Source organism: Nonomuraea helvata, assembly GCF_039535785.1.
Taxonomy (GTDB): domain Bacteria; phylum Actinomycetota; class Actinomycetes; order Streptosporangiales; family Streptosporangiaceae; genus Nonomuraea; species Nonomuraea helvata.
This window is the reverse complement of record NZ_BAAAXV010000009.1, coordinates 1,185,525-1,208,112: the sequence shown is the minus strand read 5'-3', so window position 1 is coordinate 1,208,112 and position 22,588 is coordinate 1,185,525. Positions and strand designations below refer to the sequence as shown.

The following is a 22,588-nucleotide window of genomic DNA, read 5'->3' as shown; positions in this document are numbered from 1 at the left end:
ACTTTGTGCATCGGTTCACAAAGGGATTAACCTGAAAGACGGTTCGATTCCGTTCACGCGGCCCCCACGCCGCCCGTCCCCTGGAGCTCCGGCCCGTGAAGAGCCCGTCCCAATCCCGTGACCGCGGTATCCCCGAGGCGACGGTCGCCAGGCTTCCGTTGTACCTCCGGGCGCTGCACGGGATGGCCGAGCGGGGCATCGCGACCGTCAGCTCCGAGGACCTCGCCCTGGCGGCGGGGGTCAATTCCGCCAAATTGCGCAAAGACCTCTCACACCTGGGCTCATACGGCACCCGGGGCGTAGGCTATGACGTCGAGTACCTCGTGTACCAGATCTCCCGTGAGCTGGGCCTGACACAAGACTGGGCGGTGGCGATCGTCGGAGTCGGTAACCTCGGCCGAGCGCTGGCCAACTACGGCGGTTTCGTCTCCCGAGGCTTCCGGGTGGCAGCGCTTGTGGACGCCGACCCCGAAGTCGTGGGCGACACCATCGCGGGGTTGAATGTTGAACACATCGACGAACTTGAGGCCGTCATCAAGCGGCGCGGAGTCTCGATCGTGGTTCTGGCGACACCGGCGGCAGCGGCGCAGGAAGTATGCGATCGCGTGATCTCCGTGGGCGTGACCAGCATCCTGAACTTCGCCCCGGTTGTACTTTCTGTGCCGGAAAGCGTCGATGTCCGTAAAGTCGATCTATCTATAGAACTGCAGATTCTCGCGTTCCACGAGCAACGCAAGGCTGGGGGGCCACTCATGGCGATGGACAGTCAATGAGTGTTCTGGCTGTCGGACTCAGCCACCGGACCGCTCCGGTGGCCCTGCTGGAGCGCGTCTCGGTGTCGGGCGACGCGCTCGTCAAGCTGCTGCACGACGTGCAGCAGGATCCCTCTGTCGCGGAGGCCATGGTGGTCTCGACCTGCAACAGGGTCGAGGTCTACGTCACGGTCGACCGCTTCCACGCCGCGGTCACCGCCGTCAGCGGCCTGCTGGGCGTCCACTCGGGCGTCCCGGTCGAGGAGCTGACGCGGCACCTCTACGTGCACTACGAGGAGCGGGCCGTCGAGCACCTGTTCTCCATGGTGTGCGGGCTCGACGCCATGGTCGTGGGCGAGGGCCAGATCCTCGGCCAGGTCCGCCAGGCGCTCAAGCTGGCGCAGCGCCACGGCACCGTCGGCACCACCCTCAACGAGCTGGTCCAGCAGGCGCTGCGGATCGGCAAGCGGGCGCACCACGAGACCGGCATCGACAAGGCCGGCCCCTCCCTCGTCTCCGCCGGGCTGGCCCTGGCGGGCGACCTGACCGGCCGGCGGGCGCTGGTGGTCGGGGCGGGCTCCATGAGCTCGCTGGCCGCCGTCACGCTGGCACGCGCCGGGGTCACCGACATCGTGGTGGCCAACCGTACGTTCGAGCGCGGCGCCCGGCTCGCCGAGTCGGTCGGCGGCAGGGCCGTGCCCTTCTCCGCGATGGCCGACGAGCTCCCCGGCGCCGACATCGTCATCACCTGCACCGGCGCGGGCCGCCACATCGTCACCCCTGACATGCTGAACGGGCCGACGTTCCTCCTGGACCTGGCGCTGCCCCACGACATCGACCCGGCGGTGCGCGCCGTGCCGGGCGTCACGCTGGTGGACCTGGAGACGATCAAGGAGTCCGGCATCGGCTCCCGCGAGGGCGACTCGGTGGCCTCCGTACGCGGGCTCGTCGCCGAGGAGCTGCGCGCCTACCTCAACGCCGAGCGGGCCGCCAAGGTCACCCCGACCGTGGTGGCGCTGCGCAGCAAGGCGGCGAGCGTGGTCGAGTCCGAGCTCGGGCGCCTCCTCATGCGCGTGCCGAGCCTCGACGAGCGGGCCAAAGACGAGGTCGCCATGACCGTGCAGCGGATCGTCGACAAACTGCTCCACGAGCCCACCGTGCGTGTCAAGCAGCTGGCCGCCTCCCCAGGAGGCGATCATTATGCGGAAGCGCTGCGTGAGCTGTTCGATCTCGATCCCAAGATGCCCGAGGCCGTGAGGGAGGTGGAGCTGTGACGTCGGGAGCTCTGCGGCTGGGGACCCGCCGCAGCCTGATGGCGACCACGCAGTCGCAGATGGTGGCCGACGCCTACACCCGGCTCACCGGACGCGCGGTCGAGCTGGTCGGGGTCACGACGTTCGGCGACGTCACCAAGACCCACCTCGCGCAGCTCGGCGGCACGGGCGTGTTCGTCACCGCCCTGCGCGACAAGCTCGCCGAGGGCGAGGTCGACTTCGCCGTCCACTCGCTGAAGGACCTGCCGACCACGCAGGACCCCCGGTTCACGCTGGCCGCCATCCCCGCCCGTCACGACCACCGCGACGCGCTGGTCGGCCCGCACAAGTTCGCCGACCTGGCACCGGGCGCCAGGGTCGGCACCGGCTCGCCGCGCCGGATCGCCATGCTCAGCGCGCTCCGCCCCGACCTGGAGTACGTCCCGATCAGGGGCAACGCCGACACCCGTATCGGCAAGGTAACCTCAGGTGAGCTCGACGCGGTCGTGCTGGCCTCGGCCGGCCTGACCAGGATCGGCCGCGAGGCCGACATCGCACAGATCTTCGAGGTGGAGGAGCTGCTGCCTGCTCCCGGTCAGGGGGCACTGGCCGTGGAGTGCAGGTCCGACCGGACCGACCTCATCGAGTTCCTGAGTGTGCTCGACGACCCGCGGACGCGCTCCGCGGTGACCGCCGAGCGAGCCGTGCTGTCGGCTCTCGAGGCCGGTTGCTCCGCTCCGGTGGGTGCTTTCGCGGTCGATGACGGGCACACTCTGAACCTGACCGCCGTGGTCGTCTCCATCGACGGCCGCGAGGCGGTCCGCAAGTCCGCCGCCGGCTCTCCTTCGGAGGCTGTGAACCTGGGCCGCCGCCTCGCGGCCGAGATGATCGCCGAAGGGGCCGACAGATTGATGGGGGAGCAATCCCATTGAGCTCCGATAGTCCAACCTCCGGTTTCGTCGCGTTCGTGGGCGCGGGACCCGGCGATCCCAACCTGCTCACCCTTCGTGCCGCCGAGCTGCTCTCCAAGGCCGACGCCGTGGTGCTCGGCGACGAAACGCACCGCCCACTGCTGCGCCACTGCCGTGCAGGCGTCGAGGTCATCGAGGACGACGACTTCAAGGACGACCTGGTGAAACGCGCCAAGCGGGGGCAACTCGTGGTGCGCCTGTGCGAGGGCGACCCCATGCTGTTCTCCTCGATCACCGAGGAGGTCGCGGCCTGCGCCGCGGCGGAGGTGGACTTCGAGATCGTGCCCGGCGTGCCGCCCGCGACCGCCGTGCTCACGTACGCGGGCATCCCTCCGGCGACCTCCGTGCCCGAGTTCCGCGTCGTGGACGCCGCGCAGGAGCAGGACTGGTCCGTCCACGCCGCCTGCCGCGGCACGCTGGTGATCTACAACGGCCTGTCCGACGCGGTGGCCATCGGCAAGGCCCTCATCGCGGGCGGCAAGCCCGACACCACGCCCGTCGCGGTCAGCAGCGGCGGCACCACCACCGAGCAGTACACCGTGGTGTCCTCGCTCGGCAGGCTGCAGGCCGACCTCAAGCACGCCGGGTTCACCGAGCCGGCGCTCATCGTCGTCGGCGAGGCCGTGGGCCTGCGTGACAAGCTGTCGTGGTTCGAGACCAAGCCGCTGTTCGGGTGGCGGGTGCTGGTGCCCCGTACCAAGGAGCAGTCGCGCAGCCTGTCCGAGCAGCTCGTCGCGTACGGCGCCGTGCCGGAGGAGGTGCCGACCATCTCGGTCGAGCCGCCCCGCACGCCGCAGCAGATGGACCGCGCCATCAAGGGGCTCGTCACCGGCCGCTACGAGTGGGTGGCCTTCACCAGCGCCAACGCGGTCAAGGCCGTGCGCGAGAAGTTCGAGGAGTACGGGCTCGACGCGCGGGCCTTCGCCGGGCTCAAGGTGGCGGCCGTGGGTGACGCGACCGCGCAGGCCCTGGTCGAGTTCGGGGTCAAGCCCGACCTGCTGCCGTCGGGGGAGCAGTCCTCCGAGGGGCTGGTGGCCGAGTGGCCGCCGTACGACTCGATGCTCGACCCGATCAACCGCGTGCTGCTGCCGCGGGCCGACATCTCCACGGACACGCTGGTGGCCGGGCTCACCGAGCTGGGCTGGGAGTGCGACGACGTCACCGCGTACCGCACCGTGCGGGCCGCGCCGCCGCCCGCGCCCATCCGCGAGGCGATCAAGGGCGGCGGCTTCGACGCCGTGCTCTTCACGTCCTCGTCCACCGTCCGCAACCTGGTGGGCATCGCCGGCAAGCCGCACAACGTCACGGTGATCGCGGTCATCGGGCCGCAGACGGCCAAGACGGCCGAGGAGTTCGGGCTCCGCGTGGACGTGATGGCCGACAAGCCGTCGGCGTCCGCGCTGGCGGCCGCGGTGGCCGAGTACGGTGCCAAGCAGCGGCAGGCGGCCCTGGCCGCGGGCGACACCCCGCGCAAGCCCTCGCAGAACCGCAGAGGTGCCAGAAGGAGAGGCAAATGAGCGCCGAATACCCCATCGCGCGACCGCGGCGGCTGCGGCGCAGCCCCGTTCTGCGGCGGATGGTTGCAGGCACCAGGCTGCACGCCGCCGACCTGATCATGCCCATGTTCATCAAGGAAGGCATCACCGAGCCGCAGCCCGTGGCCTCGATGCCGGGCGTGGTCCAGCACACCCGCGACTCGCTGCGCAAGGCCGCCCGCGAGGCGGCCGAGGCGGGCGTGGGCGGCCTCATCCTGTTCGGCATCCCCGCGGTGAAGGACGCCAGGGGCTCGGCCGCCGACGATCCCGACGGGATCCTGCAGGTGGCGCTCCGTGACGTGAACGCCGAGGTCGGCGACGCGATCGTGGTCATGGCCGACACGTGCCTCGACGAGTTCACCGACCACGGGCACTGCGGGATCCTCACGCCGTCCGGCGATGTGGACAACGACGCCACGCTGGAGCGGTACGCCTCGATCGCGGTGGCCCAGGCGGCTGCCGGGTCGCAGATGGTGGCGCCGAGCGGGATGATGGACGGCCAGGTCGGGGCGATCCGGGCGGCTCTGGACGGGGCCGGCTATGGAAATGTCCCGATTCTGTCCTACTCGGTGAAGTACGCGTCCGCCTTCTTCGGGCCCTTCCGCGAAGCCGCCGAGTGCGCGCCGCAGTTCGGCGACCGCAGCACCCACCAGCAGGACCCGGCCGGGCCGCTGAACGAGGCGCTGCGCGAGGTCCGGCTCGACCTCGCCGAGGGCGCCGACGCCGTCATGGTCAAGCCCGCGCTGGCCTACCTCGACGTCATCACCCGCGTCCGTGACGAAGTGGACGTGCCGGTGGCGGCGTACCAGGTGAGCGGCGAGTACGCCATGATCGAGGCGGCCGCGGCCAACGGCTGGGTCGACCGGGATCGAATGATCATGGAATCGCTGGTCGCGATCAAGCGCGCCGGGGCCGATCTGATCCTCACGTACTGGGCAACGGAAGTGGCACGACGCATCTGAATGACGAGCTTCCGCTCGTGTGCCGCGATGAATGTCCTCGCTACGCTGCGGATTCATCGCGGCTAACCTCGGGGTTTCCCGTCGCCTCGTGAGGCGTGTGCGTTAGAGTGCGATAACAAGTGCTGGTGTGTCCCGCGTGGTGCGTACTGCTGCCCTGGAGCCGGGAACTCCTCAGGCGCTGGACTCGACGGGAGACACCATGGTGGGGGTACCACTGGCTCGGCGTACCAGAAAACGGGCGCGGCCGACACGCATCGGCGCGGTGCTCGAATACGCCGCCATGGGCTGGCCTGTCGTGCCGGGCGCCTACCCGCTGCGGCACGGGCCGCGCGCCTGCTCCTGTGACCGCCTCGGCTGTCCCGACCCTGGCGCCCATCCGCTCTCACCCGCCTGGCACATGCAGGCCACGACGGACACCGCCCAGCTGACGCGCTGGTGGCGGGCCGAGCCCGAGGCCAACGTGATTCTGCCCACCGGACGTGTGTTCGACGTCTTCGACGTACCGCTCGCCCTCGGCCTGTCGGCCCTCACCCGGATCGACAACGCCGGAGCGGACCCCGGCCCGGTCGCCGCCAACGGCGACCGGGTCTTGTTTTACGTGGCCACGCGCGGCAATCCCGAGGACGAGGACGAGTGGTGGTCGTGCCACCTCGACTGCGACCCGGGAACGATCGAGGACACGCCAGGGCTGCGGTGGCACTGCCGCGACAGCTACGTCCTGGCACCGCCCTCGAACCTGCCCACCGGGCAGCCCGTCTCCTGGCTCCGGCCCCCGAACGGCCGGCCTCTGCCCGATCCGCTGCGCATCCTGGAGTGGCTGGCCGACTGAGGTCAGAGCCGGCGGATGTCGCGCTGGTCCACCTCTGTCATGATCTTCGCTACTGTGGCGAAGTCGTCATCAACGTGCAGCACCGTGAGTCCGTGATGGACAGCCGTGGCGCACAGCAGCAGATCGACCACTCCGGCAGAACGGTGCTGTCCCCTCTGCGTCAGCTTGTACTGTGCATTCTCCACCCATCGCCAGGCGGATTTGGGGACGGGTGAGAGTTCGCAAAGAGTGTTGAGTTCGTCCTCTAGTTCGTCCCTGTGAGCAGGACCCGTGGCCGAATAGAGGAACTCCGTCCTTGTCGGCTCGCAAATCCGCAGTGGTTGCGCGGTGATCCGCTCACTCCACGTCTCGAGCACATCGGTATTCCGCAGGAGGTGCCACAGTGCGGAGGCGTCGATGAGGTAGGTCATCAGGAGATGGCCTGTTTCCAAGCGGCTCTCGCTGCCTGGCGTGCGGCAGAGGCTTCGTCGAACTCGCCCCGCCGGGCCCGGGCGGCCAGCTTCTCCAGCGCCTCGATCCGCTTGACTCGCGCAACGTACTCCCGAAGGGCGAGGTTGACTGTCTCCTTCTTCGTTGTCGTCCCCATCATGCGCATGGCCTCTTTCAGGGCGTCGTCGTCAATGTCGATCTGAGTGACTGCCACTTTTCCTCCTGATGTTGGTAATCACTAAAGGTTGCATACATCACCACTATAGCTCTCGATGTGCCCGCTCTGAGGGCCGATGGTTGATCCGGCTAACCTGGGTCGGGTGAGCCGTACACAGAACTCCGAGGACCTGTTCGCCCGCGCCCGCCAGATCGTGCCCGGAGGCGTCAACTCTCCGGTGCGCGCGTTCGGCGCGGTCGGCGGGACGCCGCGCTTCATGGTCTCCGGCCAGGGGCCCTACATCACCGACGCGGACGGCAACCGGTACGTCGACCTGGTGTGCTCATGGGGGCCCATGATCCTCGGGCACCGTCACCCCGCGGTCGTCGAGGCCGTGTCGGGGGCGCTCGCCGACGGGTTCTCCTACGGCACCGCCACGCCGGGCGAGGTGGAGCTGGCCGAGGAGATCGTCGCCAGGGTGGCGCCGGTCGAGAAGGTGCGGCTGGTCAGCTCGGGCACCGAGGCGACGATGAGCGCCGTGCGCCTGGCCAGGGGGTTCACCGGGCGGTCCAAGGTGATCAAGTTCGCGGGGTGCTACCACGGGCACGTGGACGCGCTGCTGGCCTCGGCCGGGTCCGGGGTGGCGACGTTCGGGCTGCCCGACACGCCGGGGGTGACGGGGGCGTCGGCGGCGGACACGATCGTGCTGCCGTACAACTCCATCGAGGCCGTCGAGGCGGCCTTCGCGGAGGCCGAGGTCGCGTGCGTGATCACCGAGGCCTGCCCCGCGAACATGGGGATCGTCCCGCCGCGGGACGGGTTCAACGCGCGGCTGCGCGAGCTGTGCACGGCCAACGGCGCGCTGCTCATCGTCGACGAGGTGCTGACGGGCTTCCGCGTCTCGTCCGCGGGCTGGTACGGCCTGGACCCGGTGGAGGCCGACCTGATGACGTTCGGGAAGGTCATGGGCGGCGGCCTGCCTGCCGCGGCCTTCGGCGGACGGGCCGACGTCATGGCGCAGCTCGCGCCCGAAGGGCCGGTCTACCAGGCGGGGACGCTCTCCGGTAACCCGCTGGCCTGCGCCGCCGGGCTGGCCACGCTGCGTGCTCTTGACGCGGAGGCCTATGAGCGCGTGGACGCCGCCGCACTCGCGGTCGGCGACGCCGCCTCCGAGGCGCTCTCGGCGGCGGGGGTGCCGCACCGGCTGCAGCGGGCGGGCAACCTGTTCTCGATCTTCTTCACGGACGCGGAGGTGACGAACTTCGCCGAGGCCAAGACGCAGAACACGGCCGCGTTCACCGCCTTCTTCCACGCCATGCTGGACCAGGGCGTCTACCTGCCGCCCTCGGCGTACGAGGCCTGGTTCCTGTCGTCCGCCCACGACGACGAGGCGCTCAGCCGCGTCGCCGACGCTCTTCCTGCCGCGGCGAAGGCGGCCGCCGCCGTTCTCTAACGCGAATGGGCGGCGGCGAGCGCCCGGCGGGGCTTGGTGCCCGCGTACAGGACGCCTGCGACGATCAGGGCCGCCGCCAGCAGTTTCAGCCAGGAGATGGGCTCGCCGGTCATCAGCGCGGCCGACGACATGCCGAAGACCGGCACCAGCAGCGTGTACGGCGCCACCGTCGAGGCGTCGTACCGGCGCAGGAGCCAGCCCCAGACGCCGAAGCCGCCGAGCGTGGAGACGAACGCCACGTACACCAGCGACAGCCAGCCCTCCACGGACGGGCTCAGGGCAGGCACGCCCTCCAGCCAGAGCGACAGGAGCAGGAGCGGGGGCGCGGAGAAGGCGCTGACCCAGACCATGAAGCGGAGCGAGTCAGGCGGCGCGGCCCTGCGCTGGACCACGTTGCCGAGGCCCCAGGCGGCCGCTGCGGCCAGGCAGAGGGCGAAGGCGCCGAGCGGGCCCGACACCCCGAAGTCGAGGGCGACCAGGGCCAGTCCGCCGAAGGCGACGGCCAGCCCGAGCACGCGGCGGGCGGTGAGCCGCTCCTTGAGCAGCGTCACCGCGAACAACACGGTGAACAGTGCCTGCGTCTGCAGGACGAGAGAGGTCAGCCCGGCCGGCATGCCCGCGCGCATGCCCACGAGCAGGAAACCGAACTGGCCGACCCCGATGGTCGCCGCCACCCCGGCAACCCAGCGCCACGGGACTCCTGGACGCCCCACGAACAGCAGGGCGGGGAACGCGGCCATCGTGAACCGGATTCCCGCATACAGGAGGGGCGGGAAGTGCCGCAGGCCCACCTGCATGACCACGAAGTTGAAGCCCCAGACAGCGGCGAGGCCGACGGCGAGGGCGAGGTGGCGGGGGCGCACTCAGCGAGCGGGCTTCTGGTAGCGGATGCGCTGCTCGCGGGCCTGCTCGGCCAGCACCTTGAGGTACGAAACGGAGCCGGACTGCTGCTTCTTCGTCTTAAGGATTCTCATGCATCTATTTTCAACCGCTACAGATTCAAGGACAAGCGAGACTTTCTACGCTAAACCATTTAGGCTGGCTTACATGTTGGACTTGAACCGGCTCAAGGCCCTTCACGCAGTGCACGTCTATGGGTCGGTCGGAGCGGCAGCCGACGCCCTCATGGTCACCCCGTCGGCGGTGTCCCAGCAGATCGCCAAGCTGGAGCGCGAGACCGGCGCCAGGCTCATGGAGCGCAACGGTCGCGGCGTGCGCCTGACCGACGCGGCCGGCCTGCTCGCCGAGCACGCCGAGCGCATCCTCGCCCTGGTCGAGACCGCCGAGGCGGACTTCGAGGCGCTGCGCGGCGAGGTCGTCGGCCGCCTGAACATCGGCGCGTTCCCCACCGCCGTGCGCGGCCTCATGCCCACCGCGCTCACCTCGCTCAGGGAGCGCCATCCCGACCTGTGGATCCAGCTCAACGAGCGCGAGCCAGAACGGGTGGTGCGCGAGGTGGCCAGGGGCGAGCTGGACCTCGGCGTGATCCAGGACTGGCTCAACCGGCCCATGGCCCTGCCGGACGGCCTGTCCAGAGCCACGCTGCTCGACGACGTGGCCGACATCGCGCTGCCCGCCGACCACCCGCTGGCCGACAGCAAGGAGCTGGAGCTGGCCCAGTTGCGCGGCGAGCGGTGGATCAGCGGGAGCCCCGGCACCGTCTGCTACGACTGGCTGGTCTACACGTTGCGCAACGCCTCGGTGGAGCCCGTGATCGCGTGCATGGCCGACGAGTACCCGACCCAGCTCGCGCTGGTGGCGGGCGGGCTGGGCTGCGCGATCGTGCCGCGACTCGGCCGGGACTGCGTGCCGGACGGCGTGCGGCTCGTGCCGACCAGGCCGCGCCAGACGCGGCGCATCTACGCGGTGTGGCGTACGGACGCGGCCCGCCGCCCCGCGATCAGGGCCATGGTGGACGCGCTGGCCGAGTCGAGCAGGACCCAGGAGAACTCCTGGGCCGTGAATTGAGGGGCCCGTGGGGTCCCAGCCGGATGGTGAAACGGAGCGGATAGGCTGTGCCCACCATGGCTGAAACCACCGTCGTCCACCTGCTGCGCCACGGAGAGGTGCACAACCCCGCCGGCGTCCTGTACGGCCGGCTGCCCGGCTACCACCTGTCCGAGACAGGGCAGCTCATGGCCGAGACGGTCGCCAAGGCCGTGGGCGGCCGTGACATCGTCGCCCTCTACAGCTCGCCGCTGGAGCGCGCCCTTGAGACCGCGGCCCCCCTCGCCGACAAGCTCGGCCTCGGCATCGTCCAGGACGAGCGCCTGATCGAGGCGGGCAACATGCTTCAGGGCCGGCCCGTGGGCCAGGGCCTGGCGATCCTGCGAAACCCGCGCAACTACCGCTATTTCTGGAATCCGCTGCGCCCATCCTGGGGCGAGCCGTACCCGTCCATCGTCCGGCGCATGAAGTCGATGATCGACGACGCCAGGGCCGAGGCACGCGGGCACGAGGCGGTGCTCGTCAGCCACCAGCTCCCGATCTGGACGATCAGGTCGGCCGCCGAGGGGCGCAGGCTCTGGCACGACCCGCGGCGCAGGCAGTGCGCGCTGGCCAGCATCACCACGTTCACCTTCGACGGCGACCGTCTGGTCAGCGTCGGCTACAGCGAGCCCGCGGGATCGCTCGAGACGGGTCCGTCCCTCCCAGGGGCCTGATGTCCGGAGCGCGGGGCCTCACCGGTAGAGTTGCAAGCTCTACCGGTTGTAGTACAAGGAGATCTTCCTCCGTGCGCGCCAAATCCATCTTCCTCGTTCTCCTGGGCCTGCTGGTCGCGGGCTGCGCCGGCAACCAGGGTGGTCAGCCGCAGGCGGGCGACACCCGGTTCGTCGCGGGCGACGGGAAGATGCAGGTGTTCGGCGCGGGCGAGCGCAAGCCGGCCCCGGCCGTCCAGGGGCCGACCCTCGACGGGGCCACCGCCTCGCTCGCCGCGCACAAGGGCAAGGTCGTGGTGCTCAACTTCTGGGCGTCGTGGTGCGGCCCGTGCCGCGCGGAGGCGCCGGTGCTCAAGGAGGTCGCGGCCCAGACCAAGAGCAGCGGCGTGGAGTTCATCGGCGTCGACTTCAAGGACCGCCAGGCCGACGCGCTGGCGTTCGAGCGCACCGAGAAGACCGGCTACCCGCACATCTTCGACCAGCCGGGAAAGGTGGCGCTGGCCTTCCAGGGCACGGTGCCGCCCGCGGCCATCCCGTCCACGCTGATCATCGACAAGCAGGGCAGGGTCGCCGCCAGGGCGCTCGGCGCGGTCAAATACACCGACCTGCTCAACACCGTGACCAAGGTGCGCGATGAGTGACGTCGTCGCCTCGGGCTCGCTGCTGCTCGCCGTGCCGATCGCGGTGCTGGCCGGGGTGGTGTCGTTCCTGTCGCCGTGCGTGCTTCCGCTGGTGCCCGGCTACCTGTCGTACGTGACCGGCATGAGCACCGACGCCGGGCGGGGGCGGCTGGTGCTGGGCACGGTGCTGTTCGTGAGCGGGTTCGGGCTGGTGTTCGTGCTCAGCGGTGCGCTGTTCGGCGGGCTCGGCTCGGTCATGCTGGGCCATGCCGAGCTCATCACGCGGGTGCTCGGCGTGCTGACCATCCTGCTGGGGCTGGCGTTCCTGGGCGTCATCCCCGGGCTGATGCGTGACGTGCGCATCCACCGGGTGCCGTCCGCGGGCCTGGCGGGCGCGCCGCTGCTCGGGGTGGTGTTCGGGCTGGGGTGGACGCCGTGCATCGGGCCCACGCTCGCCGTCGTGCTGGCGCTCGGCCTCAACGAGGGCAGCGCCGCGCGGGGCGCTCTCCTGGCCGTCGCGTACGCCCTGGGCCTCGGGCTGCCGTTCGTGGGCGCGGCACTCGCGTACAGCAAGGCCCTGCGCACCTTCCGGGCCATCCGCAAGCACTCGCGCCTGATCACCAGGATCGGCGGCGGCATGATGGTGGCCGTCGGAGTGCTCCTCGTGACGGGGCTGTGGGGACAGATGATCGCTGCCATGCAGGGTCTGATCGGCGCCTTCGAGCCGGTGATCTGATGAGCGTCGACGAGTTGGAGAAGGAGCAGGCGCCCAAGCACGTCAATCTCGGGCTGGTCGGCTGGCTGCGGTGGGGCTGGCGCACGCTCACCTCGATGAAGACGGCGCTGATCCTGCTGTTCCTGCTGGCGCTCGCCGCGGTGCCCGGCTCGCTCGTCCCGCAGCGCGGCGTCGACCCGGACAAGGTGGCGCGGCTCTACCAGCAGAGTCCGACGCTGGCCGAGTGGTACGACAGATTCCAGCTCTTCGAGGTGTTCACCTCGGTCTGGTTCGCGGCGATCTACCTGCTGCTGTTCACCTCGCTGATCGGCTGCGTCGTCCCGCGTGCCGCGACATATGCCCGCGAGCTGCGCCGCAGGCCGCCGGACGCGCCCAGGCGCCTGTCGCGCCTGCCCCACTCCACCTCCTTCGAGGCCGACCTCGACGTCGAGGAGGCCGCGCGGCGGCTGCGCGGGCTGCGCTTCCGCGTCGTGACGGGCGACGGCTGGGTCTCCGCCGAGAAGGGCTACCTGCGCGAGACCGGCAACCTGTTGTTCCACGTCGCCCTGCTGGGGATCCTGCTCGCGGTCGGCTTCGGCTCCCTGTTCGGCTACCGCGGCAACGTCCTGGTCGTGGAGGGCGACGGGTTCGCCAACACGGTGGCCGCCTACGACCGGTTCATCCCCGGCAGCCAGGTCTCGGCCGAGTCACTGCAGCCGTTCTCCTTCCAGCTCACCGACTTCAAGGCCTCCTACCAGGTCACGGGCGACAAGAAGGGCCAGGCGCTCGACTACACCGCCCACCTGAAGGTCAACGACACGCCCGGTTCGCCCACCCGCGACTACGCCCTCAAGGTCAACGACCCGCTGGAGATCGACGGCACGCAGACATACCTGATCGGCAACGGCTACGCCCCCGTCTTCAAGGTCACCGACGGCAAGGGGCAGGTGGCCTTCGAGGGGCCCGTGCCGTGTCTGATCGAGTCCAAGGCCACGATGATCTCGGAATGCGCGGTCAAGGCGCCCGACGCGCAACCGTCCCAGCTAGGGTTCCTGCTGAGGTTCCTGCCCACCAGCGTGCCGTTGACCAACGGCGCCTATACCTCGGCCTTCCCCGGCGATCTCCAGCCGGAGGTGCAGCTCTTCGGTGGTTACGCGGGTGACCTGGGGATGCGGTCGGGCACGCCGCAGTCCGTCTACGAAATCGTGCCGCCCGAGCTCAAGAACAAGATCGTGCCAGTGGTCCGGGGCACGGAGGCATCCAAGCCGCTGGCCGTCGGGCAGTCGGTGGAGTTGCCCAACGGGGCCGGGAAGCTGGAGTACACCGGAGTCAAGCACTGGATCACGATCCAGACCGCCTACGACCCCGGCCGCGTGCCCGCGCTGATCGCCGCTGGCGCGGCGATCCTCGGCATCGCGCTGTCGTTGCAGATCCGCCGGCGCCGGGTGTTCGTACGGACCGGCAAGGGCGTGGTCGAGGTGGGCGGCCTGACCCGCACAGAGGGCTCCGCGGCGGGCTTCGCCGAGGAGTTCGCCGACATCGTCAAGCTTCTATCAGCAGGAGAAAAGGATGTCCGCTGAGCAACTCGCCGGGCTGAGCGACCTTTTCGTCGTCGCCGCCGTCCTCCTCTACGTCTTCGCGATGGTCGCCTTCGCGATCGAGCTCGCCTTCGGCAAGGGCGTTCCCGACAAGGCGGCCGCCGTCGAGCGGGCTGAAGCCAAGCAGACCGTGGCGGTCGGCGCCGGCGGCACGGCCGGGACGCTTCCCGTCGAAGACACCGCGGAAGCCGAGACACCCGCGGCCAAGGGCTTCGGTGCGGTCCGGGCCGGGCAGCTGGCTCTGGTGCTCGCCTGGGTGGGCTGGGCGGCCCACATCACCGCCATCGTCACCCGCGGCCTGGCCGTGGACCGGTGGCCGTGGGGCAACATGTACGAGTTCGTGGTGGCGATCTGCTTCGCCGCCGTGACGGCGTTCCTCGGCACCCAGCTCCGCTACAACGTGCGCTTCCTCGGCGCCTTCGTGATGGTCGCGGCCGCCCTCGGCCTCGGCATGGCGGTCAAGTTCTTCTACACGGCCGCGGGGCCCGTGGTGCCCGCGCTGAACTCGTACTGGATCGCCATCCACGTCACCGCCGCGATCGTCGCAAGCGGTCTGTTCACGATGGCCGGGGTGTCCGGCATCCTCTACCTGGTGCGCGGCGACGGGGTGTCCCGCCTGCCGTCACGCGCCGACCTGGAGCGGGTGGCGCACCGGGCGATCGTGTTCGCGTTCCCGGTGTGGACGTTCGCGGTGATCGCGGGCGCGCTCTGGGCGGACCGGGCGTGGGGCCGCTACTGGGGCTGGGACCCCAAGGAGGTCTGGTCGTTCATCACCTGGGTGGCCTACGCCGCCTACCTGCACGCGAAGGTGACGGCCGGATGGCGGGGCAGGGCCGCGACGATCGTGCAGCTCGTGGCGTTCGCCTGCCTGCTGTTCAACCTGGTCGGCGTCAACATCTTCATCAGCGGGCTGCACAGCTACGCGGACGTCTGATCGGCTCAGGAGTCGTCGCCGCGCATGCGGCGGTCGAGGTCGCGCAGGAAGTCGGGGTCGTCGTCCGGGCCCTTCGGCACGCCCGGACCCGGGGGCACGGGCCACGCGGCGCGCGGGGTACGCGGGCGGCCGCGGGCCATCCAGACCAGGCCGCCGAGGAGCGGGATCAGGACCACGATCAGGATCCACAGTGCTTTTGGTACGTTCCGGACCTCATCCTCCGGTGTGGTGACCACGTCGAACAGCGAGAAGAGCCAGAAGGCCAGCAGCGCCAGGCCGATCAGTACACCTGCCATGCCCGAACTGTAAGCCATCCGCGACGTGATCGTGCTTCCCGTTGTCCCATTTCGGGTGACTAGGGGAAGATCGGCGTCGTACCGTGGAAGCCGATGCGGCGGTCTCGCCGGACTCCACGGGCGTTGAGAGGTGCGATGGCCTTCATTAACGACAAGGGCCGGCACCGGCGCGGTCGTTGGTGGCGACGAGGGTCGTACCTCTTCTCGCGCCGGGAAGAGGCGCCCCCCGAGGCCGAGCGCTCCTTCTGGTCCAACGCCCGCGAGAAGCCTCAGGAGGCCCGCGCAGACGCCAAGCCCCGCAAGGGTCGCGAGGCGGGCTCCGACGCGCGTAGCAGGCAGCCTGAGCGGATGGCATGGCCGGGAGAGCCGGAGCGCCGCACGCCGGAGTCGATCTGGGACGGGTTCGCGTTACGCGAACGCCGCGAGCGGCTGCCCGCCGCCGTGGTCGAGCGCCCCCGCTACACCTGGTACGACTTCGAGCTCGACGACCAGCCCAGGGCCCAGCCCAATCGGCCCGGCACGCCGTCCATGGGCGACGGCCTGCGCCACTGCGGCAAGCTGGAGAGCATCCTGCACCGCCAGTGGGACGCCAGGCTGGGGCCGCCCTCCGCCGACGTCGTACGCGCCGTGGAGAGCCTCGCCAGGCTCCCCGACCGACTCAAGGAGAAGCTCGCGGCCGGTCTGGAGGGCATCTACGTCGGCCGCGGCGGCGTCCCCGACCTCGACGACATGGGCTACTTACGCGGCGCCCCGCTCCCGTCGGGCCGCGCCACGTGGGACATCTGCGCCGGCGCGTACGGCGACCGCAAGATCGTCGTGGGCGACCGCCCCTCGCCCACCCCCGACGTGATGATGCACGAGGTCGGCCATGCCATCGACGACGTCGACTCGCCCTACGGGGACTGGGTCTCCGACTCTCCGGAGTTCGTCCGCCTCTACGACACGGCACTGCCGCTGCTGGCCTCCACCTTCCACCGCCAGGGAGGCGGGCTGGGCCGCAAGGAGTTCTTCGCCGACGCCTTCGCCGCCATCGCCTCCCGTCAGCGTCCGGCCCTCGTGGACATGCTCGGGGGAGACACGCGGATGGCGCTCGACATCATGCTCTTCTTCAACCGGCGCTACGGAATCTAGGTGATCGGACATGTACGTCATCCGGCTCGCGGACGGGACCCTGCGCGTGCCGCAGAGCCTGACCAGCGAAGACGGGCGTCTGATCGGCAACGCGTACGTGGAGGTGCAGCCGGGTGACCCGGACTACGAGCAGTGGCTGCCCGAGGCGCTGACGGAGGAGGAGGCGGCCGAGCGCCGCAAGCGCTGGGAGGCGGAGAACGACGACCTCGAGCGGGAGTTCCTGGCGTTCAAGGCGGCGCAGGAAGAGACCTGATCGGGAAACCGGACAGGCGCCATCCACGATCGGCGGTTGGCGCCGCCCCATGCTTGCCGTACGGAAGTGCGGCCGGGAAGCACTCGAACAGTGGTTGCGCCGGCGGTGATCCTGCCGTCGCAGGACCACCGTCTGCACGGTCAGACGCGCGGGGACTCACCTGCCGGCCTGTCGGCCGTCAGAACGTCCTCGCCACGAAGAAGGGCGTGGACTTCCGACTCGCGGAAGCGCCTGTGCCCTCCGGGGGTGCGGATACTGCTGATGCGGCCTGCCGCAGCCCAGCGCGTAACCGTCTTTGGGTCTACCCGGAAGAGGGCGGCAACCTCTCCTGGGGTCAGCAGACGCTCGCTGCTACTCTCCACCAATCTCTCCCCCTCGCATCCCGCTTCCTGCCAGCGGGCGGACAGGTAACCAGTGTGTCGAGCGAAGCCTGATTTATCCGTGGTTTTCTACAAAGATCACGGGTTGTTATCAGCTGACTGCCCGATTGTTATATGATAGAGCCTCTTTGGGGCTCTCGTGGGTGTTTCTTTACGAAACTCCCTGACTGGGAACAGTAGCAGCGCTCGCGTCCGATGCGAAGAGCGACCGGTCCACGGGTCCGAGTAACCTCGAACCTGTGCGTCCCGTTCTCGTTTACACCTTGTCGCGGATCGGCCTGTTTCTGGTGGCCCTCGGCGTGCTCTGGCTGCTCGGCCTGCAAAACCCGCTGGTGCTGATCGCCGCGTCTTTCTTGATCAGCGGCATAGCCAGCTACGTCCTGCTCAACAAGCAGCGCGACGCCATGAGCGAACGTATCAGCAACAAGATCGACCGACCGAAGCCAGAGGACGACTAGGGCTGAGGGAACATGCCAATCCGGGCATGGTACTCCCGTCCGAGTCGAGTTGTGTCACTACCGACAAGTAGTCCGCTGGGATGCGCGTAAAACGCCTTCACGCCGATGCCGCGCTCCCGCGTCGGATTCCAACTCAGGGCCTTACCCGTAGTCGGATGAATGGCTCCGATCCCGGGGCGTGACACCGCCCCGGGGCCGGCGGAGTCGCGGCCCTGCGGATTGTCCAGCCAGCGCTGATGCCCGCCGACGTAGACCGCCGCGCCCGTCACGCAAACCGCGTAGAGCGAGTCGCCTCCCGTGGCGTTGACCCACGTGGGCTTGACGCGCGTGCCCGTAGCGTACGTCTCGAATCTGGCGGTCGTGTCGCACATGCCGCCCTTGGGGCCTCCCGTGGTGACGACGGCGAAATAGTGTCCGTCGGGCGAGAAATCCAGACCGCGGACGTATGAGGGGAACGCCGCCATGCACCGGGCCGCGTACGCGTCGGTCCGCCAGGGGGCGACCTTGGCCGTGGGGCCGCTGATGTCGATCAGCCCGAGCTGCGGCCTGGAGTGGCCGTCGAGCGTGGTGAACGAGCCGTCCACGGCGAGGCGGTAGCGGGTGGCGGCGATCGCGTAGACCTTGACGCTGTCGGCCAGCGGGCCGCCCGGCGTGATGCCGAAGGCCGGGTCGGCCGCGCCCGTGGTCGCGTCGAGCCTGGCCAGCGCGGTGCGCGGGCTGATGAAGTCGCCGCCGACGTAGAGCTTCGAGCCCTGTCTGACCACGGTGTTCACCATGCCCCCGGCGATGCGGGGCGCGAAGCCGGTCACGAGCGCGCCGTCGGAGAGCCTGAGCCTGGCCAGCGACGTGGAGCGCGTGTCGTTGACGCCGGTGAACTCGCCGCCGACGTACACGGTGCCGCCGTCGCCGGCGGCCAGGCCGTACACCGCGCCGGGGACGATCGGCGCGAAGTCCTGCAGGATGCGGCCTGTGGTCAGGTCGTAGGCGAAGAGGTTGGCGCGTGGGTAGGTGGTGGTGCGGGCGGCGTCGCTCACTTCGCTGAACGAGCCGCCGACCACGACGGTCCGGCCGACGACGGTGATGGCGTTGACAATGCCGTCGAGTACGTGCGGGGTGCTGTCGACCGGGTCGGCGGAGACCACGCGGGCGTGCGGCGTGGGGGCCGAGGCGAGGATCGCCGCAAGGGCGACACGGGCAAGCATTCGCCAATTGTTAGCAGACGTTGGGTAGTCATGTTGCTACTTTCCGTTGCAGTGATGCTCCCTCTGTGCTTACGGCCTCCACTCCGTGGAGGCAGCTCGGTCGCTGGGAGTCGTCGCCTGGTAAGTGAGGCGCCCCAATAGGCTTTGGGTATGACGCGCGCTCAATTGGACAAACAGCCGGGCGAGGTCGCCGCGATGTTCGATCGCACCGCCCGGCGCTACGACCTGGTCAACGACGTGATCTCCCTCGGGCAGGTCAGGCTCTGGCGCAAGGCGGTGGCCGCGGCCGTTGACGCGGGGCCCGGCGAGCTCGTGCTCGACCTGGGGGCGGGCACCGGCACGTCCACCGACGCGTTCACCACGCTGGGCGCGCGGGCCATCGCGTCCGACTTCTCGCTGGGCATGCTCCGCACCGGCGTGCGGCGGCACGGCGGCAACGCCCTGTCGGGCGACGGGGTGCCGTTCATCGCGGGCGACGCGCTGCGGCTGCCGTTCGCCGACGACTCCTTCGACGCCGTGACGATCTCGGTGGCGCTGCGCAACGTGCACGACACCTCGCAGGCGCTGCGGGAGATGCTGCGCGTGACCAAGCCCGGCGGCCGGCTGGCGGTGCTGGAGTTCTCGCACGTCACCTTCGGGCCGTTCGATCTCGTCTATCGCGAATATCTGATGAGGCTGCTGCCAAAAGTGGCCAAGGTGTTCGGGTCCAATGACGATTCCTACGAATATCTGGCTGAGTCCATCAGGGATTGGCCCGACCAGCGCACTCTGGCCCGCACCATTCAGCAGGCCGGCTGGGAGCGGGTGGCGTGGCGCAATCTCACGATGGGGATCGTGGCACTGCACAGAGGGTTCAAGCCGGCGTGAGACCACACGCGACACGCCGTTCCACTTGGATCACGGAACGGCACCCCGACTGCCACTATGTACTGGAAAAGCAGTAGACTGCAGGCCGACAAGTTTGTGAAGGGGTTCACAAAGGAACGAAGGCAGCACACCCCCGAGGCCTTCGAAGGACAGGACAGTCCCGTGACGGTGCCAACAGCCAAGCAGGTCGACGCCGACGTCATCGTCGTCGGCGCCGGACCCGCAGGTTCCGCGACCGCCTTTTACCTCGCTCGATCCGGGCTCGACGTGCTGCTCCTGGAGAAGACCAGGTTCCCCCGCGAGAAGGTCTGCGGCGACGGCCTCACACCGCGCGCGGTCAAGCAGCTGCTCAACATGGGCATCGACATCGACGCCCCCGGCTGGATCAGGAACAAGGGCCTGCGCGTCGTCGGCGGCGGCCACCGGTTCGACCTCGACTGGCCCCAGCTCGAGCGCTTCCCCGACTTCGGCCTCGTACGCACCCGCCAGGACTTCGACCAGATCCTCGCCGCCAACGCGGTCAAGAACGGCGTGCGGATGATGGAGGGCGTCACCGTCACGGGGCCGATCCTCGACGACCGCAGCGGCCACATCGTCGGCGTGACGACCAAGGACGGGCGCGAATACCGCAGCCGCCTGGTGGTGGCCGCCGACGGCAACAGCACCCGCCTGGCCGTGGGCATGGGGCTGCACAAGCGGGAAGACCGCCCGATGGGCGTGGCCGTGCGGACGTACTTCGAGAGCCCGCGCCACGACGACGACTACCTCGAGATCTGGCTCGAGCTGTGGGCCCAGGACAGGCTGCTGCCCGGCTACGGCTGGATCTTCGGCGTCGGCGACGGCACCGCCAACGTGGGGCTCGGGCTGCTCAACACCAGCGCCCAGTTCAAGAACATCGACTACCGCGACCTGCTGCGGACCTGGTGCAAGGCCATGCCCCCCGAGTGGGAGTTCACCGAGGAGAACATGACGGCCCCCGTCCGCGGCGCCGCGCTCCCCATGGCCTTCAACCGGCAGCCGCACTACACGCGCGGCCTGGTGCTCGTGGGCGACTCCGGTGGGTCGATCAACCCCTTCAACGGTGAGGGCATCGCGTACGCGATGGAGACCGGCGATATCGCCGCCGAGGTCATCGTGAAGGCGCTCAAGGCCGGCACCCCCGCGGAGCGCGAACGCACTCTGCGCACCTATCCTCAGGTGTTGAAGGACGCCTACGGCGGATATTTCACGCTCGGCAGGTTGTTCGTCGAGGCAATTGGGAAGCCGGGTGTGATGAGCTTCGGCACCAGGCATGGGCTCCCTCACCCGAGGCTGATGCGCTTCGCCATCAAGCTCCTTGGTAATCTCACCGACCGGCGAGGCGATGCGTCCGACATGATCATTAACGCACTCTCAAAGGTCGCCCCACCAGCATGAACCTCAGAACTAACAGATCCGGCTGCGCGCCCGCGCGCGCGGCGACTCCAGAGGAGGCGTAGCGATGGACCTTTACGTGCCCATCCTGGTGCTCGCCGTTCTCGCGGGGGGCTTCGCGATCTTCTCGGTCGCCATCGCTCCCTTCACCGGTCCCAAGCGCTGGAACCGCGCCAAGCTCGACGCCTATGAATGCGGCATCGAGCCGACGCCCCAGCCTGTCGGTGGTGGACGGTTCCCGCTCAAATACATGATCACCGCGATGCTCTTCATCGTGTTCGACATCGAGATCATCTTCCTTTACCCGTGGGCGGTCTCGTTCGCGCCGCAGACGAACGACGCGGGCCAGACTCTCTCCCCGGGTCTCGGGCTGTTCGCGCTCGTGGAGATGCTGCTGTTCATCGTCACCGTGCTCGTGGCCTACGCGTACGTGTGGCGCCGCAAGGGTCTGGACTGGGACTGAAAATGGGACTTGAAGAGAAACTCCCCAGCGGGTTCATCCTCAGCACGGTCGAGGCGGCCGCCGGATGGGCGCGTAAGAACTCCGTGTGGCCGGCCACGTTCGGTCTCGCCTGTTGCGCCATCGAGCTGATGGCCACCGGTGGCCCCCACTACGACCTCGCGCGCTTCGGCATGGAGCGCGCTTCGGCGTCTCCACGGCAGGCCGACCTGATGATCGTCGCCGGGCGTGTCTCGCAGAAGATGGCCCCCGTGCTGCGGCAGATCTACGACCAGATGGCCGAGCCCAAGTGGGTCATCTCCATGGGCGTGTGCGCCTCCAGCGGCGGCATGTTCAACAACTACGCGATCGTGCAGGGCGTCGACCACGTCGTGCCCGTCGACATCTACCTGCCGGGCTGCCCGCCGCGGCCCGAGATGCTGATCGACGCGATCGTGAAGCTGCACGACAAGATCCAGAACATGAAGTTCGGCGCGCACCGGGCCAAGCAGATCGAGGAGCTCGAGCTCCAGGCGCTGCGCCCGCTGCCGCTGATCGACCAGGGGGCAGTGAAGTGACCTCGCCCGACAACCTCCCCGGCAGCCCGGACAGCGGGGAAACCCCCGAGGTCCCGGTTCCCGCGGTGCCTGAGTCGCCGATCGCCCGGCGCGGCATGTTCGGCGCCCAGGACACCGGCGACACCTCCGGCTACGGCGGCCTCGTCGTGCGCCGGGCGCCGCAGCTGTCCACGCCCCGCCCGTACGGCGGCTACTTCGACGAGCTCGTCGACGCCCTCGGGCTCGACGACGCCATCGAGCGCGTGGTGGTCGACCGCGGCGAGCTGACCCTGCACGTCAAGCGCGAGCGGCTGGTCGAGGTCTGCCAGAAGCTGCGCGACGACCCGGCGCTCCGTTTCGAGCTCTCGCTCGGCGTGTCCGGCGTGCACTACCCGCACCTGGGGGGCGAGGAGCTGCACTCGGTCATCCACCTGTGCTCGATCACCTACAACCGGCGTGTACGCGTCGAGGCGAGCGCACCGGACTCCGACCCGCACATTCCATCGACTGTCAGCGTTTACCCTGGTCACGACTGGCATGAGCGCGAGACGTACGACTTCTTCGGGATCGTTTACGACGGTCACCCCGCGCTCACGCGGATCATGATGCCGGACGACTGGGAGGGACACCCCCAGCGGAAGGACTACCCGCTCGGCGGCATCCCGGTCGAATACCGGGGCGCCACCATCCCCTCGCCGGACCAGAGGAGGTCCTACTCGTGAGC

The 22,588-nt window shown here is 69.3% G+C and carries 27 protein-coding genes; 21 read left to right on the top strand and 6 right to left on the bottom strand.

The genetic code is table 11. From position 1 onward, the window contains the following. The first annotated feature begins 95 nt into the window (after positions 1-95). The 6 genes from ABD830_RS38470 (at position 96) to ABD830_RS38445 (ending at position 6,302) form a co-directional block, all read left to right on the top strand. Positions 96-773 carry a redox-sensing transcriptional repressor Rex gene (locus ABD830_RS38470; protein ID WP_344998630.1) on the top strand — a complete coding sequence of 226 codons (678 nt, stop codon included), beginning with the start codon at positions 96-98 and terminating at the stop codon, positions 771-773. Then, entirely contained in the window at positions 770-2,026 is a 1,257-nt protein-coding gene (locus ABD830_RS38465; RefSeq protein WP_344998628.1) for a glutamyl-tRNA reductase, read from the top strand. Before ABD830_RS38470 ends, ABD830_RS38465 begins: the two co-directional genes overlap by 4 nt. Further along, on the top strand, positions 2,023-2,937 hold the full coding sequence (gene hemC, locus ABD830_RS38460) for a hydroxymethylbilane synthase (RefSeq protein ID WP_344998626.1): 915 nt from the start codon (positions 2,023-2,025) through the stop codon (positions 2,935-2,937). Before ABD830_RS38465 ends, hemC begins: the two co-directional genes overlap by 4 nt. Then, on the top strand, positions 2,928-4,493 hold the full coding sequence (locus ABD830_RS38455; RefSeq protein WP_425567251.1) for a bifunctional uroporphyrinogen-III C-methyltransferase/uroporphyrinogen-III synthase: 1,566 nt from the start codon (positions 2,928-2,930) through the stop codon (positions 4,491-4,493). Before hemC ends, ABD830_RS38455 begins: the two co-directional genes overlap by 10 nt. After that, positions 4,490-5,473: a porphobilinogen synthase gene (hemB, locus tag ABD830_RS38450; protein WP_344998622.1), complete on the top strand. Its 984-nt coding sequence runs from the start codon at positions 4,490-4,492 to the stop codon at positions 5,471-5,473. Before ABD830_RS38455 ends, hemB begins: the two co-directional genes overlap by 4 nt. Positions 5,474-5,672: 199 nt before the next feature. Then, positions 5,673-6,302, top strand: a complete 630-nt coding sequence (locus ABD830_RS38445) for a bifunctional DNA primase/polymerase (RefSeq protein ID WP_344998620.1) — start codon at positions 5,673-5,675, stop codon at positions 6,300-6,302. 2 nt (positions 6,303-6,304) lie between these two features. On the opposite strand, the gene ABD830_RS38440 is transcribed toward ABD830_RS38445, so the two are convergent. Beyond that, complete coding sequence (locus ABD830_RS38440; RefSeq protein ID WP_344998618.1) at positions 6,305-6,712, bottom strand: PIN domain nuclease; 408 nt, start codon at positions 6,710-6,712, stop codon at positions 6,305-6,307. Beyond that, entirely contained in the window at positions 6,712-6,945 is a 234-nt protein-coding gene (locus ABD830_RS38435; protein WP_344998616.1) for a type II toxin-antitoxin system VapB family antitoxin, read from the bottom strand. Before ABD830_RS38435 ends, ABD830_RS38440 begins: the two co-directional genes overlap by 1 nt. Before the next feature lie 106 nt (positions 6,946-7,051). Here ABD830_RS38435 and hemL point away from each other — a divergent pair, with 106 nt between their 5' ends. Further along, positions 7,052-8,341: a glutamate-1-semialdehyde 2,1-aminomutase gene (gene hemL / locus ABD830_RS38430; RefSeq protein WP_344998614.1), complete on the top strand. Its 1,290-nt coding sequence runs from the start codon at positions 7,052-7,054 to the stop codon at positions 8,339-8,341. Here hemL and ABD830_RS38425 read toward each other — a convergent pair. After that, on the bottom strand, positions 8,338-9,204 hold the full coding sequence (locus ABD830_RS38425) for an EamA family transporter (protein ID WP_344998612.1): 867 nt from the start codon (positions 9,202-9,204) through the stop codon (positions 8,338-8,340). The genes hemL and ABD830_RS38425 overlap by 4 nt on opposite strands. Before the next feature lie 184 nt (positions 9,205-9,388). On the opposite strand from ABD830_RS38425, the gene ABD830_RS38420 reads away from it, so the two are divergent. From ABD830_RS38420 to ccsB, 6 genes are all read left to right on the top strand, one after another. Beyond that, positions 9,389-10,309, top strand: coding sequence for a LysR family transcriptional regulator (locus tag ABD830_RS38420; RefSeq protein ID WP_344998610.1), 921 nt, complete (start codon positions 9,389-9,391; stop codon positions 10,307-10,309). A gap of 56 nt (positions 10,310-10,365) precedes the next feature. Next, positions 10,366-11,004, top strand: coding sequence for a histidine phosphatase family protein (locus ABD830_RS38415; protein WP_344998608.1), 639 nt, complete (start codon positions 10,366-10,368; stop codon positions 11,002-11,004). Between the two features lie 71 nt (positions 11,005-11,075). Then, positions 11,076-11,642, top strand: a complete 567-nt coding sequence (locus ABD830_RS38410) for a TlpA family protein disulfide reductase (RefSeq protein WP_344998606.1) — start codon at positions 11,076-11,078, stop codon at positions 11,640-11,642. After that, positions 11,635-12,357 (top strand): cytochrome c biogenesis CcdA family protein, encoded by a 723-nt coding sequence (locus ABD830_RS38405; protein ID WP_344998604.1) that lies wholly within the window; start codon positions 11,635-11,637, stop codon positions 12,355-12,357. Before ABD830_RS38410 ends, ABD830_RS38405 begins: the two co-directional genes overlap by 8 nt. Further along, the gene (gene resB, locus ABD830_RS38400; protein ID WP_344998602.1) at positions 12,357-13,916 is read left to right on the top strand and encodes a cytochrome c biogenesis protein ResB; all 1,560 of its coding nucleotides are present in this window, start codon (positions 12,357-12,359) and stop codon (positions 13,914-13,916) included. Before ABD830_RS38405 ends, resB begins: the two co-directional genes overlap by 1 nt. Then, positions 13,906-14,868, top strand: coding sequence for a c-type cytochrome biogenesis protein CcsB (gene ccsB / locus ABD830_RS38395; protein ID WP_344998600.1), 963 nt, complete (start codon positions 13,906-13,908; stop codon positions 14,866-14,868). The genes resB and ccsB overlap by 11 nt, the downstream gene beginning before the upstream one ends. A gap of 5 nt (positions 14,869-14,873) precedes the next feature. On the opposite strand, the gene ABD830_RS38390 is transcribed toward ccsB, so the two are convergent. Continuing rightward, positions 14,874-15,164, bottom strand: coding sequence for a PLD nuclease N-terminal domain-containing protein (locus tag ABD830_RS38390; protein WP_344998598.1), 291 nt, complete (start codon positions 15,162-15,164; stop codon positions 14,874-14,876). Between the two features lie 135 nt (positions 15,165-15,299). Here ABD830_RS38390 and ABD830_RS38385 point away from each other — a divergent pair, with 135 nt between their 5' ends. Beyond that, positions 15,300-16,295: a hypothetical protein gene (locus tag ABD830_RS38385; RefSeq protein WP_344998596.1), complete on the top strand. Its 996-nt coding sequence runs from the start codon at positions 15,300-15,302 to the stop codon at positions 16,293-16,295. Between the two features lie 10 nt (positions 16,296-16,305). Continuing rightward, positions 16,306-16,548: a hypothetical protein gene (locus ABD830_RS38380; RefSeq protein ID WP_344998594.1), complete on the top strand. Its 243-nt coding sequence runs from the start codon at positions 16,306-16,308 to the stop codon at positions 16,546-16,548. A gap of 140 nt (positions 16,549-16,688) precedes the next feature. Here the strand turns inward: ABD830_RS38380 and ABD830_RS38375 are convergent, their stop codons facing one another. Then, positions 16,689-16,910 (bottom strand): BldC family transcriptional regulator, encoded by a 222-nt coding sequence (locus ABD830_RS38375; RefSeq protein WP_026214226.1) that lies wholly within the window; start codon positions 16,908-16,910, stop codon positions 16,689-16,691. 257 nt (positions 16,911-17,167) lie between these two features. Between ABD830_RS38375 and ABD830_RS38370 the strand changes: the two genes are divergently transcribed. After that, on the top strand, positions 17,168-17,386 hold the full coding sequence (locus tag ABD830_RS38370; protein ID WP_344998592.1) for a DUF4229 domain-containing protein: 219 nt from the start codon (positions 17,168-17,170) through the stop codon (positions 17,384-17,386). Here the strand turns inward: ABD830_RS38370 and ABD830_RS38365 are convergent. Continuing rightward, positions 17,383-18,588, bottom strand: a complete 1,206-nt coding sequence (locus ABD830_RS38365) for a hypothetical protein (RefSeq protein ID WP_344998590.1) — start codon at positions 18,586-18,588, stop codon at positions 17,383-17,385. The two genes, ABD830_RS38370 and ABD830_RS38365, sit on opposite strands and share 4 nt — an antisense overlap. A gap of 150 nt (positions 18,589-18,738) precedes the next feature. Between ABD830_RS38365 and ABD830_RS38360 the strand changes: the two genes are divergently transcribed. The 5 genes from ABD830_RS38360 to ABD830_RS38340 all read left to right on the top strand — a co-directional run bounded on the left by ABD830_RS38360 (position 18,739) and on the right by ABD830_RS38340 (position 22,586). Next, positions 18,739-19,455, top strand: coding sequence for a demethylmenaquinone methyltransferase (locus tag ABD830_RS38360; RefSeq protein WP_344998588.1), 717 nt, complete (start codon positions 18,739-18,741; stop codon positions 19,453-19,455). Positions 19,456-19,617: 162 nt separating this feature from the next. Then, positions 19,618-20,871, top strand: a complete 1,254-nt coding sequence (locus ABD830_RS38355) for a geranylgeranyl reductase family protein (RefSeq protein ID WP_344998586.1) — start codon at positions 19,618-19,620, stop codon at positions 20,869-20,871. A gap of 64 nt (positions 20,872-20,935) precedes the next feature. Next, on the top strand, positions 20,936-21,331 hold the full coding sequence (locus ABD830_RS38350; RefSeq protein WP_344998584.1) for an NADH-quinone oxidoreductase subunit A: 396 nt from the start codon (positions 20,936-20,938) through the stop codon (positions 21,329-21,331). 2 nt (positions 21,332-21,333) lie between these two features. Next, a complete protein-coding gene (locus ABD830_RS38345; protein WP_344998582.1) occupies positions 21,334-21,885 on the top strand; it encodes a NuoB/complex I 20 kDa subunit family protein in 552 nt (183 codons plus the stop codon). After that, positions 21,882-22,586 carry an NADH-quinone oxidoreductase subunit C gene (locus tag ABD830_RS38340; RefSeq protein ID WP_378520993.1) on the top strand — a complete coding sequence of 235 codons (705 nt, stop codon included), beginning with the start codon at positions 21,882-21,884 and terminating at the stop codon, positions 22,584-22,586. Before ABD830_RS38345 ends, ABD830_RS38340 begins: the two co-directional genes overlap by 4 nt. Positions 22,587-22,588 lie beyond the last annotated feature (2 nt).

What these genes read in the sequence shown, in the direction of transcription:
- ABD830_RS38465 (WP_344998628.1), top strand. Translation starts at nt 770, where the DNA reads ATGAGTGTTCTGGCTGTCGGACTCAGCCACCGGACCGCTCCGGTGGCC.
- hemB (WP_344998622.1), top strand. Translation starts at nt 4,490, where the DNA reads ATGAGCGCCGAATACCCCATCGCGCGACCGCGGCGGCTGCGGCGCAGC.
- ABD830_RS38445 (WP_344998620.1), top strand. Translation starts at nt 5,673, where the DNA reads ATGGTGGGGGTACCACTGGCTCGGCGTACCAGAAAACGGGCGCGGCCG.
- ABD830_RS38440 (WP_344998618.1), bottom strand. Translation starts at nt 6,712, where the DNA reads ATGACCTACCTCATCGACGCCTCCGCACTGTGGCACCTCCTGCGGAAT.
- ABD830_RS38420 (WP_344998610.1), top strand. Translation starts at nt 9,389, where the DNA reads ATGTTGGACTTGAACCGGCTCAAGGCCCTTCACGCAGTGCACGTCTAT.
- ABD830_RS38415 (WP_344998608.1), top strand. Translation starts at nt 10,366, where the DNA reads ATGGCTGAAACCACCGTCGTCCACCTGCTGCGCCACGGAGAGGTGCAC.
- ABD830_RS38405 (WP_344998604.1), top strand. Translation starts at nt 11,635, where the DNA reads ATGAGTGACGTCGTCGCCTCGGGCTCGCTGCTGCTCGCCGTGCCGATC.
- resB (WP_344998602.1), top strand. Translation starts at nt 12,357, where the DNA reads ATGAGCGTCGACGAGTTGGAGAAGGAGCAGGCGCCCAAGCACGTCAAT.
- ccsB (WP_344998600.1), top strand. Translation starts at nt 13,906, where the DNA reads ATGTCCGCTGAGCAACTCGCCGGGCTGAGCGACCTTTTCGTCGTCGCC.
- ABD830_RS38390 (WP_344998598.1), bottom strand. Translation starts at nt 15,164, where the DNA reads ATGGCAGGTGTACTGATCGGCCTGGCGCTGCTGGCCTTCTGGCTCTTC.
- ABD830_RS38385 (WP_344998596.1), top strand. Translation starts at nt 15,300, where the DNA reads ATGGCCTTCATTAACGACAAGGGCCGGCACCGGCGCGGTCGTTGGTGG.
- ABD830_RS38380 (WP_344998594.1), top strand. Translation starts at nt 16,306, where the DNA reads ATGTACGTCATCCGGCTCGCGGACGGGACCCTGCGCGTGCCGCAGAGC.
- ABD830_RS38365 (WP_344998590.1), bottom strand. Translation starts at nt 18,588, where the DNA reads ATGCTTGCCCGTGTCGCCCTTGCGGCGATCCTCGCCTCGGCCCCCACG.
- ABD830_RS38360 (WP_344998588.1), top strand. Translation starts at nt 18,739, where the DNA reads ATGACGCGCGCTCAATTGGACAAACAGCCGGGCGAGGTCGCCGCGATG.
- ABD830_RS38350 (WP_344998584.1), top strand. Translation starts at nt 20,936, where the DNA reads ATGGACCTTTACGTGCCCATCCTGGTGCTCGCCGTTCTCGCGGGGGGC.
- ABD830_RS38345 (WP_344998582.1), top strand. Translation starts at nt 21,334, where the DNA reads ATGGGACTTGAAGAGAAACTCCCCAGCGGGTTCATCCTCAGCACGGTC.